Origin of the sequence: Nitrincola salilacus, assembly GCF_046271865.1 — a bacterium.
In the GTDB taxonomy this organism is placed as follows: Bacteria; Pseudomonadota; Gammaproteobacteria; order Pseudomonadales; family Balneatricaceae; genus Nitrincola; species Nitrincola salilacus.
In genome coordinates this window covers 2,453,152-2,469,524 of record NZ_CP176580.1, presented here as the reverse complement: position 1 = coordinate 2,469,524, position 16,373 = coordinate 2,453,152, and the positions used below count along the sequence as shown (strand labels likewise).

The following is a 16,373-nucleotide window of genomic DNA, read 5'->3' as shown; positions in this document are numbered from 1 at the left end:
GCTCACGATACTTTTTGAGCTACTCGTTTGTAGGGAAGGTTGGCACTGATCTGCGAGCCGTGCCCCTCTTCCGAGTGCAGTGAGAAAGTGCCGCCGATCACCTCGACTCGCTCCTTCATATTGACCAGCCCGATCCCTTGATGGTTTGAATCACGTGTATTGAACCCCTTACCGTTGTCCATCACCTGGAACAGGATCTGATCGCCTGCGCTGCTCAGTTGTATATAAACACGGTTGGCATCTGCATGCTTTTCGATATTGGTCAGGCACTCCTGTGTCAGACGGTAAATGGTAGTTTCGATATCATCCGGTACCTCCAGTCCATCCAGAGCAAAGCTGAGATTCACCTTGATGGAAGTCCGCTCAGAAAACTGATCAAGCAGTCCATTCAGGGCGGATTTCAAGCCAAGGTCATCCAGCAGGACAGGGCGCAGATTATGCGAGATCTGCCTGACCTCCTGAATAGTTTGATTGAGTACTTTACTCGCTATGTTCAGATCGCTCAGTGCAGGATGTTGCAGTGAGTCGATTTCGAGCTTTTTTACGGCCAGTTCAATACGGAATTTGAGCGAAACCAATTGCTGATTGATCCCGTCGTGCAGTTCGCGTGAAAAGCGTCGACGCTCATTGACCTGCAGGCGCATGAACTTCTGAACCAACTCCTGCAGGCGACTGTCTGCCAGCCGATGTTCATGAAGATTGATCGCCAGCCCCAGCATGATGATCAAAATTACTGTTACCAGCAGTACGGTCATCACGGCGATAAAGCTATTGCGGATATTGGTATCGAAAGAGGTTTTGACCTTATCCACTTCTGAATAGATGGTGTCGAGATACAGACCGGTTCCGAACATCCACTGCCAGGGTTCGATCAGTGTTGCATAACCCAGTTTATCTTCCTGCTGCATCAGGGGCGGGCGCTCCCAGATATAGCGGTGATAGCCGCCTCCCTGATTGGCGGCAGCCAGCAGGTGCTGAATCAACTGGTTGCCGCTGCGATCCTGAAACTCATACAGATCTTGCCCGACAAACTCTGGAATAGTTGGGTGGACCAGATTGATGCCATCCTGACTGTAGGCAAAGAAATAGCCATCCTCTCCAAATGTCAGATTGCTCAAGAGTACTTTTACCGCCTGCTGCGCTTCAGCTTCTGTCAGGTCCGGGTCACGTACAATGCCGTTGATTGCTGACTGAGCCAGATCGACCTGTTCTTTAAGCGCCTGCTTTTTGGATTCCACCAGGTTGTACTCATAGACCTGAAGCACCTGATCCGCCAGGTTGCGAGCGTGGGTAAGTCCCAGATAGGAGAGAATACCGGCTGCCGTAAGTAGTGGCAGTATGGCCAGTAACAGAATCTTTGCCTTCAGGTTCATGTGTGTCTCACATCTGACTGATCATTTCTCTGCAGAGTCAGCTGCAGTGTTAGCTATTAGAGTACTACACGGAGAGCGCCAGGGGACTACGTAGAAATACTGACCACACTACGTATTTCCTACCTGACTTTTAGGTACTGATACGAATAGAAAGTGGAATAAATAAAAGGGATTATACAGCCTGTCTTATCCTGCCTTAAGGCTAATAACTATAATCTCTGAGGTAAACAATGCAGATAATGTCATATCTGGTCAGATTGATCTGCTCCATCAATCTGCTCCTTGGCATCATTTTCTCCTGGTTTTCGCTCGGCATCGTGCTGATCTGCTTTTCGGTCGTTGTCCTGCGTTACTTCTTCTCCACCGGCTTTGTCTGGATGCAAGATCTCTACGTCTGGCTCAACGGCATGATGTTCATGGGGATTGCCGGTTTCACGCTGCTGAAAAACGGCCATGTCCGCGTCGATATTTTCTATCGTGAAGCCCGTGTCAAAACCAAGGCGACGGTAGATATGTTCGGCACCCTCGTGTTCATCGGCCCCTTCGTCTATGTGCTCTTTTACTACGGCTTGCCCTATGTACAGCGCTCCTGGAGCTTCATGGAGGCCTCTGCCAACTTCGGCGGCATGCCGGGGCTGTATATCCTGAAGAGCTTCCTGCTGGTGTTCGCTGTGGTGATCGCTCTGCAGGCACTGGCCATGTTCCTGCGCGGTGTACTGGTATTGTTGGATCGCGAAGATCTGCTGCCGGAATCCCTGCGCTATCATGAAGGGAGTATCTGAATATGGATCCGGTACTGCTTGGGGAGATCCTCTCCCTGTTGATGTTCTTCTCTATTATCGGCGTATTGATGCTGGGCTTTCCGGTCGCCTTTTCACTGGCCGGCACATCACTGTTTTTCGGTACTCTGGGCTACTTTCTCGGGGTGTTTGACCCCTCCAACCTGTCCAGCCTCGCCCCGCGCTACATGGGTATCATGCTCAATGAGGTGCTGGTGGCGGTGCCGCTGTTCATCTTTATGGGGATGATGTTGGAACGCTCCGGCATTGCCGAGCAACTGTTGATCACCATGGGGCGCCTGTTTGGCTCACTGCGTGGTGGTCTGGGGTTGTCGGTTATCGTGGTGGGTGCGCTGCTGGCGGCCTCCACCGGTATCATCGGTGCCACTGTGGTAACCATGGGGCTGTTGTCGCTGCCGGCAATGATGCGCGCAGGCTACGACACCAAGCTGGCCACCGGGGTGATCTGTGCCTCGGGCACGTTAGGGCAGATCATTCCGCCCTCGACCGTATTGATCTTCATGGGCGATATGCTGTCCGGTGTGAATGCTCAGGTACAGATGGCCAAGGGTAACTTCGCGCCGACACCGGTATCGGTCGGGGATCTGTTTGCCGGGGCGTTCATTCCCGGTCTGATCCTGATCGGCGTGTACATGAGCTGGATGATCTATAAAGCGATCCGTGAACCTGAGAGCTGCCCGGCACTGATAGTGACCGCCGAGGAGAAAGCACGCCTGTTCCGCGATGTACTGGTGACACTGCTGCCGCCACTGCTGCTGATCATTGCGGTGCTGGGTTCGATTCTGACCGGTGTGGCAACACCGACTGAGTCCGCGTCTGTCGGGGCTGTGGGCGCGATGCTGCTGTCGGCAGTCCGGCGCAAACTGACCTATCAGAACCTGCGCCAGGTGATGACGGCAACAGCCAACACCACGACAATGATCTTCATCATCCTGCTGGGTGCCTCAGTCTTCTCGCTGGTGTTCCGCATGATGGGCGGGGAAGAGCTGGTCAGCGACTTCCTCAACAGTCTGCCGGGTGGCAAGCTGGGGGCGATCATCTTCGTCATGCTGCTGATGTTCGTTCTGGGCTTTATTCTGGATACCTTCGAGATCATCTTTATCGTGATCCCGATCACGGCACCGGTGCTGCTGATGATGGATGTACACCCAGTGTGGCTGGGCGTGATGGTGGCGGTGAACCTGCAGACCAGCTTCCTGACACCACCGTTTGGCTTTGCGCTCTTCTATCTGCGTGGCGTGGCTCCGAATACGGTCAGAACCTCGGATATCTACCGTGGTGTGCTGCCGTTTGTGGGGCTGCAGCTGTTCGTGATTGCGCTGCTGGTAGCCTTCCCTGGGCTGGTAACCTGGCTGCCTAATCTGATTTACGGTAGCTAAATTACGGTAGCTAAATTAAGGTAGTTAAGCTCACCACCTTTCTCCCTTGGCTGGCCTGGTCCTTGATCAGGTCGGCTCCTTTCACCTGCTGGTATAGACCCGTTACAAAGTGGCTGCTTCCACATTGAATGATCATGTATCTAAATTAACGTTGGTTAAATTAGTGTTTTAATTGACTATTTTATGATCAGCTGAAGTGTGTTGAACTAGCTTGCTCTATCGTTCAAATAATAGTCTGTCATTTGTTAAAAGTTTTATAAAAGTAAATAACTTAACATAAGACTATATTAGTTGTCCCTGTTTGATTTTTGATCAGTTGATATGCTATAAATTGATCAGTATGGCTGTTTAAATCAGCCAATTTGAGCCACTACAATAATTAGAAAGGCCCTATGTCTTCATTAGCAGCGAAACCTCCTATGGATAACGCTGCTGCAAATCAGTCTCTGGTTTCAGCAGTTCTGCTTACTTTCGATCCAGATACCCAGTCAGTACTGGCAGAACTGGAGCCTTCTCCGACTGCTCATAAAATGGACCTACCCACGCTTCAGGCACTGTTGGAGGCTCAGGGCTATGGTGAGTTTTATACATCCAAATCAAGCATGCATGAGCTGATCACTCAAGCCAATCAGGGTAAAGATGGCAGTATGGTCATTGCTCATCGGCGCGATGCTGAGCTGGAGTGGGTAGTTAAGCCTGATAAAATGGCAGTTTATCTGACAGCGATGCCAGCTTATGGTGGTAAAACAATAACCCGCGAATGGCTGCTTGAAGAACTGCAGGCGCAGGGTGTTGATGAAACCTGTGTGGATCAGGTTGTACTGGATCAGGTGCTGGAGGCAGGTCAGGCGGAGCGACTCTGTGTGGCGCGTGGTATCGAGCCTGAGCCTGGGCTGGACAGTCAGTTTGAAGGCCTGGTTGAGGGTTGCAAGAACCTCCTTGAAGGCTACTCTGAAGAGGATCAGGTCGACTTCCATCAGGTGCAGGATTTTATTGTGGTTGAAAAGGGTGAGGCTCTGATGCAGCGCTTGCCTCCCACGCCAGGTGTGCCTGGGATGAACGTGCTGGGCGACAAATTACCGACTGAGCCTGGTTCGGAATTGGCGTTTAATCCCAATGCTGATGGCGCGATTATCGATCCGGATAATCCGGATCAGCTAATTGCAGCGGTAAAGGGCCATCCCATACTGATTGAAAATGGCGTCTTTGTTGATCCGACATTAAGGATCGATGCGATCAATCTTGAGAGTGGCAATATCGATTTTGATGGCTCAGTTGAAGTAAAAGGCGATGTTACCAGCGGCTTTTCTCTGAAGGCGACAGGCGATATTTTTATTCGTGGCATGGTTGAGAAAGCAACGGTTATTGCCGGTCGAAATCTGACCATTGTAGGCGGTGTTGCGGGTGAGGATCTGGGGCGTGATCAGAACAAAGAATTGATCCTGAAAGCGCGGATCAGAGCGGGTGGCAATATCAGAGCCAAATTTGCCAACCTGGCTTACCTTCGTGCCGGTGGCGATATCATTATTCGTGAGTTTGTTCTGCAAAGCCATCTGTCTGCTAATGGCGGTGTTTATCTGACACAACCCGGCAGTAAAGGCTGCATCATCGGTGGCCGAACCATCGCCCGCACCGAAATTGTTGTCAATTGCCTGGGAAGTGACGCGAATGTCCCGACAGTCGCCAGAGTCGGCAGGATCAACTGCAAACGCAGGCTGGAAGAGCAGCTGCAGACGGAACACAAAAATTGCCTGAAGAACTGCGAAAAGCTGGAAAAAGTGCTTAAGTCAGCTGAGAGTACAGAACAGAAATCCTCTATCAATGGTGATATGGTCCGTAAGATCAAAGCTACACTTCACTCCTATGTGCAGAAAGCCGAGCGTATCAAAACGATTCAGGCGCGATTGAGCGCACGTAAAAAGACAAGCAGTGATGCAGTTGTGACGGTCAAAGGGATGATCTATCCAAACGTCTGCATCGGGATTGATGGTGCAAGTTATAACAATCGCGCACGAAAAGGCGGCTGCTCCATGATACGGGAAGGCGGTGAGGTTATCTCACGCTGAGTCCTTCAGCGTGATGAGACCGCCAGAGCTGCACCTGCAGAGATAAATAATCCACCGAATACCCTGTTTTGAATACCCAGCATCTTCTCATCATGGAACCAGCGTCTGAAGCGGCTGGCCATCAGCGCTATCACTGACATGATAATCACATCCACGACCACCATGGTAACGCCCAGAATGCTGTATTGCAGTACCTGTGGTGCATTCGTGTTGATGAACTGGGGTGTCAGCGCAACGATAAAGATAATCGCTTTAGGGTTGGTCAGGTTAACCAGTAACCCTTGTCTGAACAGGTGTGCGCTGGATTCAAGATGAACCCGTTCAGCCTCTATGGCGTGAACCGGCGAAGTCCATTTCTGAAAACCCAGCCAGACCAGATAACCGGCACCTATGACTTTCAATGCAAGGAATGCGGTATCCGAAGCCGCCAGCAGTGCTCCCAGGCCAATTGCAACAATCGCCAGATGAATCAACAACGCAAGCTCAAGGCCGATCAGTGCGTGCACAACAGAACGGTAGTTGTAGCGAAGTCCTGTTGCCAGAACCAGCACGGCTCCTGGGCCGGGTGTGACGGCAATTATGATTGATGCCACAATAAAGGCCAGCCAGACACTCAAACTCATCGTTTATCCTCCGTGTGCTCAATTGCTTCCTGTGATGCCTTGAACTGCTCAATGGCAGTGATGGTGACCGGGTCGAGTAACCCAAGGCGTGGTCCTTCGTAGTAACCCAGTAGTTCCAGATGATATTGCAGTGTTCTCAGTTCCAATCGCTGACCGACCTGACCCAGGTTAGCCCGAACCTGGCCATTGTGATAACCAAGTTTATCCAGTGATTGAGTGATGCTGTCTATCAACTCCTGCTGTTCGGGAATCGTTTCCATCACTATAGGCTCCGGGCGCATATCATCGCAACTGCTCAGTAGCAGGCACAACAGCAAGAATATGATACGGACGGGTGAGGACATGAAGTCAGTGCGCTTAATCATTGATCCATTCTAACAGCCAATAAATCATTGAGCAGCCTAAATAACTGGCAACTGTTCCTGCGTTGCCAGCATGCTGCCCATCCTTGGGCATAAAAAACCGCCCATGAACAGGCGGTTTTTTGAGAGTTAACTGTCAGCTATCAGCTGCTGGTAGCAGGCTTGTCGACGCGCTGAATTTCACCGCTGTCGATCTTGGCCCAGTAAGCGTTCAGCTCACGTTTGACGACCGGCATCAGCAGATAAAGACCGATGATGTTGGGGATCGCCATGGCAAACAGCATGGAGTCAGAGAAGTCGATAACCGGACCAAGGCTCATGCTGGAACCGATAACGATAAACACGCAGAACACGAAGTTGTAGGCCATCTCCTTGTTGCGCCCTTCACCAACCAGGAAGGTCCAGCTTTTCAGTCCATAGTAAGACCAGGCAAACATGGTAGACAGTGCGAAGAGAACCACTGCAACAGCCAGCACAGTCGGGAACCATGGCAGAACAGTTGAATAAGCGGCTGAAGTCAGCTGTACACCGGTCAAATCGGTCATCAGCGCGCCGCTGATGATGATTACCAGAGCGGTCATGGTGCAGATCACGACGGTGTCGATGAACGGCTCAAGCAGCGCAACAAAGCCTTCAGTTACGGGCTCTTTAGTACGTACTGCTGAGTGTGCAATCGCCGCCGAACCGATGCCGGCTTCGTTGGAGAAAGCGGCACGTCTGAAACCCTGAATCAGTGCACCGAGGACACCACCGACAACACCCTCACCGGTGAAGGCACCACGGAAGATTTCAGCAAAGGCCCAGCCGACCATATCAATGTTGACGGCGATGATGATCAGACCAGCAAACAGGTACAGACCCGCCATCAGAGGAATCAGTTTTTCTGTAACACGGCCAATCGATTTGATACCACCGATGATTACACTACCCACCACGATGGCCATTATAAGACCGAAAAGCCAGCCTTTGTCTGCCAGGAAGCTGTTTTCACCACCGGTAACGTTGACCACCTGAGAAAACGCCTGGTTAGCCTGGAACATGTTGCCACCGCCAAGCGCTCCACCAATACAGCAGATCGCGAAAATAACAGCGAATACCTTGCCAAGGCCCGGCATATTACGCTCTTCTTTCAGACCGCGCGCCAGATAGTACATCGGGCCACCGGATACACGGCCATCAGGTAGCTCATTACGGTATTTGACGCCGAGTACACACTCAGTGAACTTGGATGCCATCCCCAACAGGCCAGCCAGAATCATCCAGAAAGTGGCACCGGCACCACCAATGGAAACGGCCACGGCAACGCCTGCAATGTTACCCAGACCAACAGTGCCAGACAGAGCAGTCGTCAGAGCCTGAAAGTGGGAGACTTCACCGGCATCATCCGGATTGGAGTAGCGACCACGTACCAGATCGATCGCATGCTTGAAGCCGCGAAACTGAATGCAGCCGAAAAAGATAGTGGCAACGATACCACACAGCACCAGCCAGCCCACGATCAGCGGGAACTGAACACCCGCTATGGGGACGGAGTAGAAAATGACAGCACCGATAGTGTTTGCGATGGGTTCAAAAATGCTGTTGATGGTTTCATCGAACCCGTTGGTCTGGGCGAAGCTGCTGGATGCAAACATCATCAGCAGCAGGGAAAAGATGAGTTTATTGAAATAATTAAGCATGATGGGTTATTCCATGTCTTGTTTTTGTTTATATAACGCGCTGCTCTGCCTGCTGCAGTGAATATGACAGAGTAAAGCGTGAAGACCTGGTTCAGGGAACGACTGTGACCGGGACGGGGGAGGTCTGTACCAGTGACAGCCCCAAACTGCCCACCATCAGACGAGTCAGTTTTGATGCGCCTTTGCGGCCAACAAAAATTTGTGCCGCCTTCTTACTCTTGGCGATTTCGCACATCAGTTCGCTGGGGTTGCCGTAGCGAACCTCGCTGGTCACATCAAGGCCCTGATCACGAAGTGCTTTGCAGGTGGGGGAGATGAACTTTTCTGCGCTGGCCACTTCTTTTATTTTGCGCGCGTGGCGCTCATGAAGCTCTTCCTGAGTGAGAAAGGAGTAGGGAGACCACTCCAGAATATGGACGAGATGAATAGTGCCGCCCTGAGACTTGGCACACTCAACCGCAAAGTCCATGGCTCGCTGGCATGACTCAGTACCATCGAAACCGACAATAAATGTTTTAACCATGATAATTTCCCCGATTTTTTTATATTTTCAGGCGATATCCGGGACTACTGATACCATCCTTTTTGTGCTTTTTGTGCACATCCGCGATGCAATCAACCAAACGGATGCATGCAAATTCCATAGCACTGCTATTATTCTATACCTTAGTCGTAGTTTCGTATTGTCGAATAGTTGAGGTGTTTATACAAATTCTCCGAAATTACGGCCTTTGGAATACCATTAAGATGGTTCGGATTCGGTATTCAGGCCTTGTTTACGCTAAAAGAGATACACTATGAGTAAATATTTATAACTTTTCGTATCACAATAATTGGTGTATTGTTGGCCTCATACTTTCACCTGCATAACTAACGGTAAGTTTCATGCCTTTTCAGGCTGGCCCCAGGCAAGAGGAATTCTGATGAGTACGCCACTGAATAAACTGTTTGAAAAACACTCTGATACGCTTCAGGGTGCGCTGAAAGCGATACGCACACGTGACTACTGGTCTCCCTATCCAGAGAACCCAAGCCCGCGTGCCTATGGCGAAACAGCCAATCAGGACGGAGAAGCGGCATTCAAGGCGTATCTGGGCAAGCCTTTCGAGCTGGATATGCCCGGTATCACCGGTCAGGCAGGTAGTGAAAAGTCTCCTTACGGTATCGATCTGAATGTTCAGTATCCTACAGCTGATCTGAATACACTGCTGCCAGCGATGGATGAGGCGCGCAAGGCCTGGCGCGAAGCCGGTGTTGATGGCCGTGCGGCCGTCTGCCTTGAGATTCTGGATCGTCTGAATAAGCGCAGCTTTGAGATCGCTTACGCAGTGATGCACACCTCCGGCCAGGGCTTCATGATGGCATTTCAGGCGGGTGGCCCGCACGCTCAGGATCGTGGGCTTGAGGCGGTTGCCTATGGTTATGAAGTGATGAGCGCAGTGCCTGGCAAGGCGACCTGGACTAAGCCTCAGGGTAAGCATGATCCGCTGGTGATGGAAAAAACTTTCACGACGATGGGTCGTGGTATCGCTTTGGTGGTCGGTTGCTCAACCTTCCCGACCTGGAACACTTACCCTGGGATGTTCGCATCACTTGTTACTGGCAACCCCGTCGTGATCAAGCCTCATGCCGGTGCGATTCTGCCGGCTGCCATCAGTGTGCGTATTGCGCAGGAAGTGCTGAAAGAGTGTGGGCTGCCACCGCATATCGTTTCAATGGTGGTGGATCAGGATCCGCAGGCTCCCTGCACCAAAGAGTTGGCTCAGCACCCGCTGGTCAAACTGATCGATTTTACCGGTAACACCGCTTTCGGTAACTGGCTGGAGCAGAACTGCCCTCAGGCACAGGTTTATACCGAGAAAGCGGGTGTTAACACCATCATCATCGACTCGACTGATGATTTCAAAGGGATGGTGCGCAACCTGGCCTTTACGCTGAGCCTCTATTCCGGTCAGATGTGCACGACCCCACAGGATATCTTTGTTCCGGCAGAGGGTATCGAGACTGAAGATGGTCATAAAACCTTTGATGAAGTTGCGCAGGCGCTCGCGAGCGGTGTCAGCAAGTTCCTGTCTGATCCAGAGCGTGCAGCAATGGTACTGGGTGCCGTACAGTCAACGCTGACTGAAGAGCGTATCAAGTCCAGCGCATCGCTTGGTCAGGTTGTGCTTGAGTCCAAAAAACTGGAGAACGCACAGTTCCCGGATGCTCGCGTTTACTCGCCACTGATCATGACCATCGATGCTGATAAAGCTGATGTCTACATGAATGAACTGTTTGGTCCGATCAGCTTTATCGTTAAATCCAACAGCCGTGAGCACAGTATTGAACTGGCTCATAAGGCAGTGAAAGAGCATGGTGCGATCACCATGGGCTGCTACAGCAAGGATGATGCGATGCTGGAACAGATCGAAGAAGCCGCGCTGGATGCAGGCGTAGCGCTGTCGATCAACCTGACTGGTGGTGTGTTTGTTAACCAGAGTGCAGCCTTCAGTGATTTCCACGCGACGGGTGCCAACCCAGCGGCCAATGCGTGCCTGAGTGACTATGCCTTTGTCTCCAATCGCTTCCGCGTTGTGCAGAGTCGCCGCCACCCAAAGTCGTAAGCACCAGCCTCAGTCGGCCCGAGACGGCTGCTGTCGCTGGTCAGAATAGGGATCTTAAGATGGGATTCGAAACGATCAAGGTAGAGCTGACGCAGGGGGTCGGTGTTATCACGCTGAACCGTCCTGCGGCGATGAATGCGTTGAATGTCACCCTGACGCGTGAGTTGGGTGAGGCGATAGATGCACTGGAAGCAGATGCCTCCATCGGCTGCATTATCCTCACCGGTGGCGAGCAGGTATTTGCCGCAGGTGCTGATATCAAGGAGATGAAGGGGCAGAGCTTTGCGGATCTGTATAGCCGTGACTTCCCTTATATCCAACGCGATTGCTGGCGTGCGATCGATGATGCGCGCAAACCGATCATTGCGGCGGTTGCCGGGTTTGCGCTTGGTGGTGGTTGTGAGTTGGCAATGGCGTGTGATTTTATCATCGCGGCAGATACGGCTAAATTCGGTCAACCCGAGATCAATATCGGCACCATGCCGGGTGCCGGTGGTACACAACGCCTGACCCGTGCAGTCGGCAAAGCGAAGGCGATGGATATGTGTCTGAGCGGGCGGATGATGGATGCAGCTGAAGCGGAGCGCAGTGGTCTGGTATCTCAGATCGTGGCGGCTGATGCACTGGTAGAGGCGGCTTTCAAAACTGCTCGTCGGATTGCGGCCAACTCACGTCCGGCAGTGATGATGATCAAGGAGTCTATACGCGTGGCAGGCAATACTCACCTCAATGAGGGGATGCGCTTCGAGCGCCATGCCTTCCAGTCCACCTTTGTGTTCGAGGACTGCAAAGAGGGGATGGATGCCTTTGCCGAAAAACGTAAACCGGTGTTCAAGCACCGCTGAAGGCAATAGGAGCGGTAATGCAGCTGCAAGGCAAACGTGTCTGGATCACCGGAGCCAGTTCCGGTATCGGTGAAGCGACCGCTCGACTGCTGGCTGAGGAGGGCGCCCTTGTGGTGCTCTCTGCACGTCGGCGGGACAAGCTCGAAGCACTGGCCACTGAACTGAGCGGGCAGGGAGCTGAAGTTCATATCGAGGTGGTGGATGTCTCCGACCGCGCAGCGATGGCGGCGGTCGGCGAGCGGCTGGCGGCGTTGGGCGGGATCGATATTCTGATCAACAATGCCGGCACCATGCCACTGAGCCCGATACTCTCGGGCCGTGTGGATGAGTGGGAGCAGATGATTGATGTCAACATCAAGGGTGTGCTCTACGCGATCCATGCCGTTTACCCGGGCATGGCCGAGCGCAAGGATGGGCATATCGTTAATATCAGCTCTGTGGCGGCCCGGCTTACCTATCAGAGCGCTGGCGTCTATTGCGGCACCAAGCATGCGGTCAGAGCGATCTCCGACACGCTGCGCAAGGAGGCGATCCGCTTTGGTGTGCGGGTGACAGATATTCAGCCCGGTTCGGTGGATACTGAACTGCCTGACAGTATTCGTCACGACAAGATCCGTTCAGCGGTTAAGGACAATATGTATGCCGAAGGCTCTCCGATATTGAAGCCAGAAGATATTGCCCGTGCCGTGCTCTATGTGGTTACTCAGCCTGCTCATGTTGATGTCAGTGAGCTGCTGATACGTCCCTTGATCCAGGAAAACTGATTCAAACTGATTCAGGAAACCGCTACTCCTCGGATGGCAGTTCGCAGGTGTTGAGCTTGTCGAGCTGCTTATCCAGCTTCTGCATGATATTGAACAGATCCCTGTACTCTTTTGCCGAAAGGCTGGCGACCAGCGTGCTTTCCCATTCCAGCGCACGGGGGATCAGCTCATCCAGCAAGGCATGCCCCTTGTCTGTCAGGCTCAGCATCACTTCTCGTTGATCATCCGCATTGCGTCGGCGGCTGATCAAACCCTCTGTGGCAAGCTGATTGACCGCGCGCGATACCTTCACCTTATCCATCTGACAGTAGCGGCCGATCTCTCGCGCTGTCATCTCGTTCTGAGAATTCAACCAGACGAGAATTCGCCACTGTGGAATGCCGATGCCGAACTCTTCCTGATAGATGTGCGACAGGGAGCAACTGATGCGCTGAGCGAGGTTGTTGATCCTGTAGGGCAGGAACTGCTCCAGCCTGAGTAAGACGCGATTGTGATCCAACTTAGTCTCCAGATGCGATTAGTCTGGCTGTGCGGCCAGTTGCCAGTACCAGATAGCAAAACCGATCAGGCCGCAGAGCGACATAATAACAGTTAAGGGTATGACAGTTGCGTTGTAGAAGTAACCGGCCAGTGCACCTGTTGTCGCTGCAGTTCCGATCTGAATCAGCCCGAAAACGGCAGATGCCGAACCTGCGTACTCCCGGAACAGACTGATGGAACCTGCCTGGCTATTGGCCAGCGTCAAGCCGCCTGAGGCAAACACCAGGAACATTGCAAACAGCACGCTGATCAGATTGATCCACCCAGTCATAATCGCCAACAACATCACCAGGCTGGCCAGCAGCAGCAAGCCTAATCCCAGTCCGATGGTTTTATTCAGCCCCAGCCGGGAGACCAGTCGTGCACTGGAAAACGCCCCTATCATATAGCCCATTACGTTAGCGGCAAAGGTGTAGCCGAACAGCTGTGGTGAAAGGCCGATCACCTCCGTAATGATATAGGATGAGGAGGAGATGTACGCGAACATGGCGCCGAAAGAGGTACTGGCGCAGATCACATAGGCGATGAATAGCCGATCCTTAATAAAGCGCGGAAAGTTGCGGAAAATATCCATGAATCGCCGTTTCTGTCCTTCGGGGTGATCCGGTCGAGTCTCCCATAAAAACAGCAGTACACCGATCAGAGTAATGACCGAGAAGGCAGCCAGTGCAACAAAGTGTGATCTCCAACTGAACCAGATCAGCAGCCAGCTACCGATAATGGGTGCCAGAGCCGGAATCAATGCCATGGCAGAGCTGAGGTAAGCCAGCACTTTTGCAGCATCCTCACGTGGGTAAACATCACTGACAATCGCACGACCCAGCACCGGGCCGACACTCGCACCAAGCCCCTGCAGAATACGGCCCACCCACAATGCTTCAACCGTTGGTGCCCAGATACAGATCAGGGAAGCCAGAAAGAACAGCACCAGCCCGAGTTTAAGCACTGGCATCCGCCCCCAACTGTCAGCCAACGACCCACTGATGATCTGGCCCAGGGCGTAGCCCAGCATGAACAGGCTGAGTGTCAGCTGTACATGGCCGTGGTTACTGTTCAGGTCTGTGATCATGGCGGGCAGGCCCGACAGATACAGATCGGTGGAGATGGCGCTGAATGCAACCAGCCCGACCAGGACAATGCCCTGTATCAGGCCCGGTGATCGTTTGGATGATGATGCAGATTGGCTCATGGGGCTGTCCTTATCCGAAAACAAAACCACTAGCAGCCGACCTCATGAGTCAGCTACTGTGGTGGTATATTGGTTTGTTGCAGTAGTTAAGAATTAAGAGTTAAGAGTTAAGTGGTGTACAGCAACTGGGGGAGGTAGAGTGCCAGCGCAGGGATAAAGAGTACCATCAATAGCCGCACAATATCAGCCACCCAGAAAGGGGTAATACCTCTGAATATGGTGGATGTCTTTACATCCGGCACCAGACCTTTCAAAACAAACACGTTCATCCCCACCGGTGGTGTAATCAGACTGATCTCAATCACAATCACCACAATGATACCGAACCAGACCAGATCAAAACCGAGGCCAGCGACAACCGGGAAGAAGAGCGGCACTGTCAACAGCATCATCGACATGCTCTCCAGCATGCAGCCCAGCAGAATATAAATGGCAAGGATCACCAGCATTACCATCATCGGGGTCAGGTTCCAGCTGTTGAGCATCGCCAGCAGCTCCTGAGGAAGGCCTGCGCGGTTGATGAAGTTGGAGAAGATCAACGCCGCGATGATCACAGCGAACAGCATCGCAGTGGTGCGTGCGGTATCCACCAGCACTTCATACAGCACACCCCAGGTAAGCGCACGACGCATGAAAGCCAGAATAAAAGCACCAAATGCACCGATGCCAGCCGCTTCAGTGGGTGTGAACATGCCGATATAGATGCCACCAATGACAAGGATGAACAGCAGCAGGGTGGTGCCGACGCCCGCCAGTGCTGAAAAACGCTCTGGCCAGTCAGCTTTTTCGGCATCCTGGCAAGCATCTGCATTGCGACCGACGACAAACTTGACTGCTACCAGATAGAGCAGAATACCGAGTATCCCGGGGATAAGGCCTGCAGCGAAAAGCTCACGGATACTCTGTTCGGTCAAAATACCGTAGATAACAAGCATGACACTCGGCGGAATCAGAATGCCGAGCGTGCCGCCGGCCGCAATGGAAGCGGTCGCCAGTGCATCGGAGTAACCGTATTTGCGCATCTGAGGCATCGCCACTTTGGTCATGGTGGCCGCTGTGGCCAGGCTTGATCCACTGATGGAGCTGAAGCCCCCACAGGCCAGAATGGTCGCCATCGCCTGACCTCCACGGAAGTGACCGATAAAGGCGTTGGACGCACGATAAATAGCATCCGAGAGGCCCGCCTTGGTCACCAGATTACCCATCAGGATAAACAGGGGGATGACAGACAGGCCATATTCCTGGCCAGTATCTACAATACGACGGGCCGACATCGCTGCCGCCGCATTCCAGTTACCGCCGAGGACATAATAGAAACCGATAAAGCCTATGGCGCCCATCGCAAAGGCGAGGGGTACACGTAGCAGAATCAATGCAAAGAGGATGGCAAAGCCGATAAGTGATTCAAACACAGTAAAGCTACCTCAAAACCGATGAAACCAGATTACTGGCCGTTGGGCTGATTATTGTTTTTGTCGGGATGAGACGCGCTGCCCAGATACTGATCCGACATTTTTTCGGGATCATGGTGGGCCCAGGTCTTGTAGCCGAAAATTTCAGGTATATAGAACAGTGCGCGAATAAACGTGAAAACAGCGGCCATCCATGCCATCAAAGACATTAAATAGATCAGATAACCCACTGGTATTCTTAGAAATTCAGTAACATCACCATAAGACATCGAACGGCCGGCAAAGGCCCAGATACGATCAGCCATGACATAGAGTGCAAAGGTGCAGATACCGTTGATGAATATCTGGCGCCAGGGCACAACCCAGGCTGGCACCCACTGGTCGAGCAAGTCTACGGCGATATGTTCCTCTTTCCAGCACACAACCGGAAATGAGCAGAAGATCACAACAGCCAGCATCAACTGAATGAGCTCGATAGCACCCAGCAGAGGGGCGTTGAAAAAGAAGCGACCAATGACGTCAAAGGTGGTCACAAGCATCATACCGAGCAGGGCAATGCCAGCCAGGCCTTCCAGTCCTGTTCTGATAACGCGTTCGGTGTTATGTGTAAGATTGGCCAGCATGAATAACCTCGGATGAATCGGGGTGACGTTCGGCAGAGGGCAGCAGGCACTCTACACTGTGCAGATATAGTTTCAGTGTAGAGTGCTTTTAGATAAACAGCCGGGCTGTTGG

General features: G+C 52.4%; 15 protein-coding genes. 6 read left to right on the top strand and 9 right to left on the bottom strand.

Going from position 1 to position 16,373, the window contains the following annotated elements; translation table 11 throughout:
• Positions 1-2: 2 nt before the first annotated feature.
• On the bottom strand, positions 3-1,373 hold the full coding sequence (locus ACK3CJ_RS11775) for a cache domain-containing protein (protein WP_409522401.1): 1,371 nt from the start codon (positions 1,371-1,373) through the stop codon (positions 3-5).
• A gap of 230 nt (positions 1,374-1,603) precedes the next feature.
• Between ACK3CJ_RS11775 and ACK3CJ_RS11770 the strand changes: the two genes are divergently transcribed.
• From ACK3CJ_RS11770 to ACK3CJ_RS11760, 3 genes are all read left to right on the top strand, one after another.
• Positions 1,604-2,155 (top strand): TRAP transporter small permease subunit, encoded by a 552-nt coding sequence (locus ACK3CJ_RS11770; protein ID WP_409522400.1) that lies wholly within the window; start codon positions 1,604-1,606, stop codon positions 2,153-2,155.
• A 2-nt stretch (positions 2,156-2,157) separates the two neighbouring features.
• Positions 2,158-3,552, top strand: a complete 1,395-nt coding sequence (locus ACK3CJ_RS11765; protein ID WP_409522399.1) for a TRAP transporter large permease — start codon at positions 2,158-2,160, stop codon at positions 3,550-3,552.
• Between the two features lie 392 nt (positions 3,553-3,944).
• Complete coding sequence (locus ACK3CJ_RS11760; RefSeq protein ID WP_409522398.1) at positions 3,945-5,618, top strand: DUF342 domain-containing protein; 1,674 nt, start codon at positions 3,945-3,947, stop codon at positions 5,616-5,618.
• A 5-nt stretch (positions 5,619-5,623) separates the two neighbouring features.
• On the opposite strand, the gene ACK3CJ_RS11755 is transcribed toward ACK3CJ_RS11760, so the two are convergent.
• From ACK3CJ_RS11755 to ACK3CJ_RS11740, 4 genes are all read right to left on the bottom strand, one after another.
• Positions 5,624-6,241: a LysE family transporter gene (locus tag ACK3CJ_RS11755; RefSeq protein ID WP_409522397.1), complete on the bottom strand. Its 618-nt coding sequence runs from the start codon at positions 6,239-6,241 to the stop codon at positions 5,624-5,626.
• Positions 6,238-6,606, bottom strand: coding sequence for a hypothetical protein (locus ACK3CJ_RS11750; RefSeq protein ID WP_409522396.1), 369 nt, complete (start codon positions 6,604-6,606; stop codon positions 6,238-6,240). The genes ACK3CJ_RS11755 and ACK3CJ_RS11750 overlap by 4 nt, the downstream gene beginning before the upstream one ends.
• Before the next feature lie 140 nt (positions 6,607-6,746).
• Positions 6,747-8,282 (bottom strand): alanine/glycine:cation symporter family protein, encoded by a 1,536-nt coding sequence (locus ACK3CJ_RS11745; RefSeq protein ID WP_409522395.1) that lies wholly within the window; start codon positions 8,280-8,282, stop codon positions 6,747-6,749.
• A 91-nt stretch (positions 8,283-8,373) separates the two neighbouring features.
• Positions 8,374-8,805 carry a universal stress protein gene (locus ACK3CJ_RS11740; RefSeq protein WP_409522394.1) on the bottom strand — a complete coding sequence of 144 codons (432 nt, stop codon included), beginning with the start codon at positions 8,803-8,805 and terminating at the stop codon, positions 8,374-8,376.
• Between the two features lie 400 nt (positions 8,806-9,205).
• On the opposite strand from ACK3CJ_RS11740, the gene paaN reads away from it, so the two are divergent.
• Genes paaN through ACK3CJ_RS11725 form a run of 3 tightly spaced genes read left to right on the top strand, consistent with a single transcriptional unit; the run spans position 9,206 to position 12,497 of the window.
• Positions 9,206-10,888 carry a phenylacetic acid degradation protein PaaN gene (gene paaN / locus ACK3CJ_RS11735; RefSeq protein WP_409522393.1) on the top strand — a complete coding sequence of 561 codons (1,683 nt, stop codon included), beginning with the start codon at positions 9,206-9,208 and terminating at the stop codon, positions 10,886-10,888.
• 59 nt (positions 10,889-10,947) lie between these two features.
• A complete protein-coding gene (locus tag ACK3CJ_RS11730; protein WP_409522392.1) occupies positions 10,948-11,733 on the top strand; it encodes an enoyl-CoA hydratase-related protein in 786 nt (261 codons plus the stop codon).
• A gap of 17 nt (positions 11,734-11,750) precedes the next feature.
• Complete coding sequence (locus tag ACK3CJ_RS11725) at positions 11,751-12,497, top strand: SDR family oxidoreductase (RefSeq protein WP_409522391.1); 747 nt, start codon at positions 11,751-11,753, stop codon at positions 12,495-12,497.
• A gap of 22 nt (positions 12,498-12,519) precedes the next feature.
• On the opposite strand, the gene ACK3CJ_RS11720 is transcribed toward ACK3CJ_RS11725, so the two are convergent.
• From ACK3CJ_RS11720 to ACK3CJ_RS11705, 4 genes are all read right to left on the bottom strand, one after another.
• Positions 12,520-12,996, bottom strand: a complete 477-nt coding sequence (locus ACK3CJ_RS11720; RefSeq protein WP_409522390.1) for a MarR family winged helix-turn-helix transcriptional regulator — start codon at positions 12,994-12,996, stop codon at positions 12,520-12,522.
• An 18-nt stretch (positions 12,997-13,014) separates the two neighbouring features.
• Positions 13,015-14,226 carry a multidrug effflux MFS transporter gene (locus ACK3CJ_RS11715; RefSeq protein ID WP_409522389.1) on the bottom strand — a complete coding sequence of 404 codons (1,212 nt, stop codon included), beginning with the start codon at positions 14,224-14,226 and terminating at the stop codon, positions 13,015-13,017.
• A 107-nt stretch (positions 14,227-14,333) separates the two neighbouring features.
• A complete protein-coding gene (locus ACK3CJ_RS11710) occupies positions 14,334-15,638 on the bottom strand; it encodes a TRAP transporter large permease (RefSeq protein ID WP_409522388.1) in 1,305 nt (434 codons plus the stop codon).
• A gap of 32 nt (positions 15,639-15,670) precedes the next feature.
• Positions 15,671-16,261, bottom strand: coding sequence for a TRAP transporter small permease (locus ACK3CJ_RS11705; RefSeq protein ID WP_409522387.1), 591 nt, complete (start codon positions 16,259-16,261; stop codon positions 15,671-15,673).
• Between the last annotated feature and the right edge of the window lie 112 nt (positions 16,262-16,373).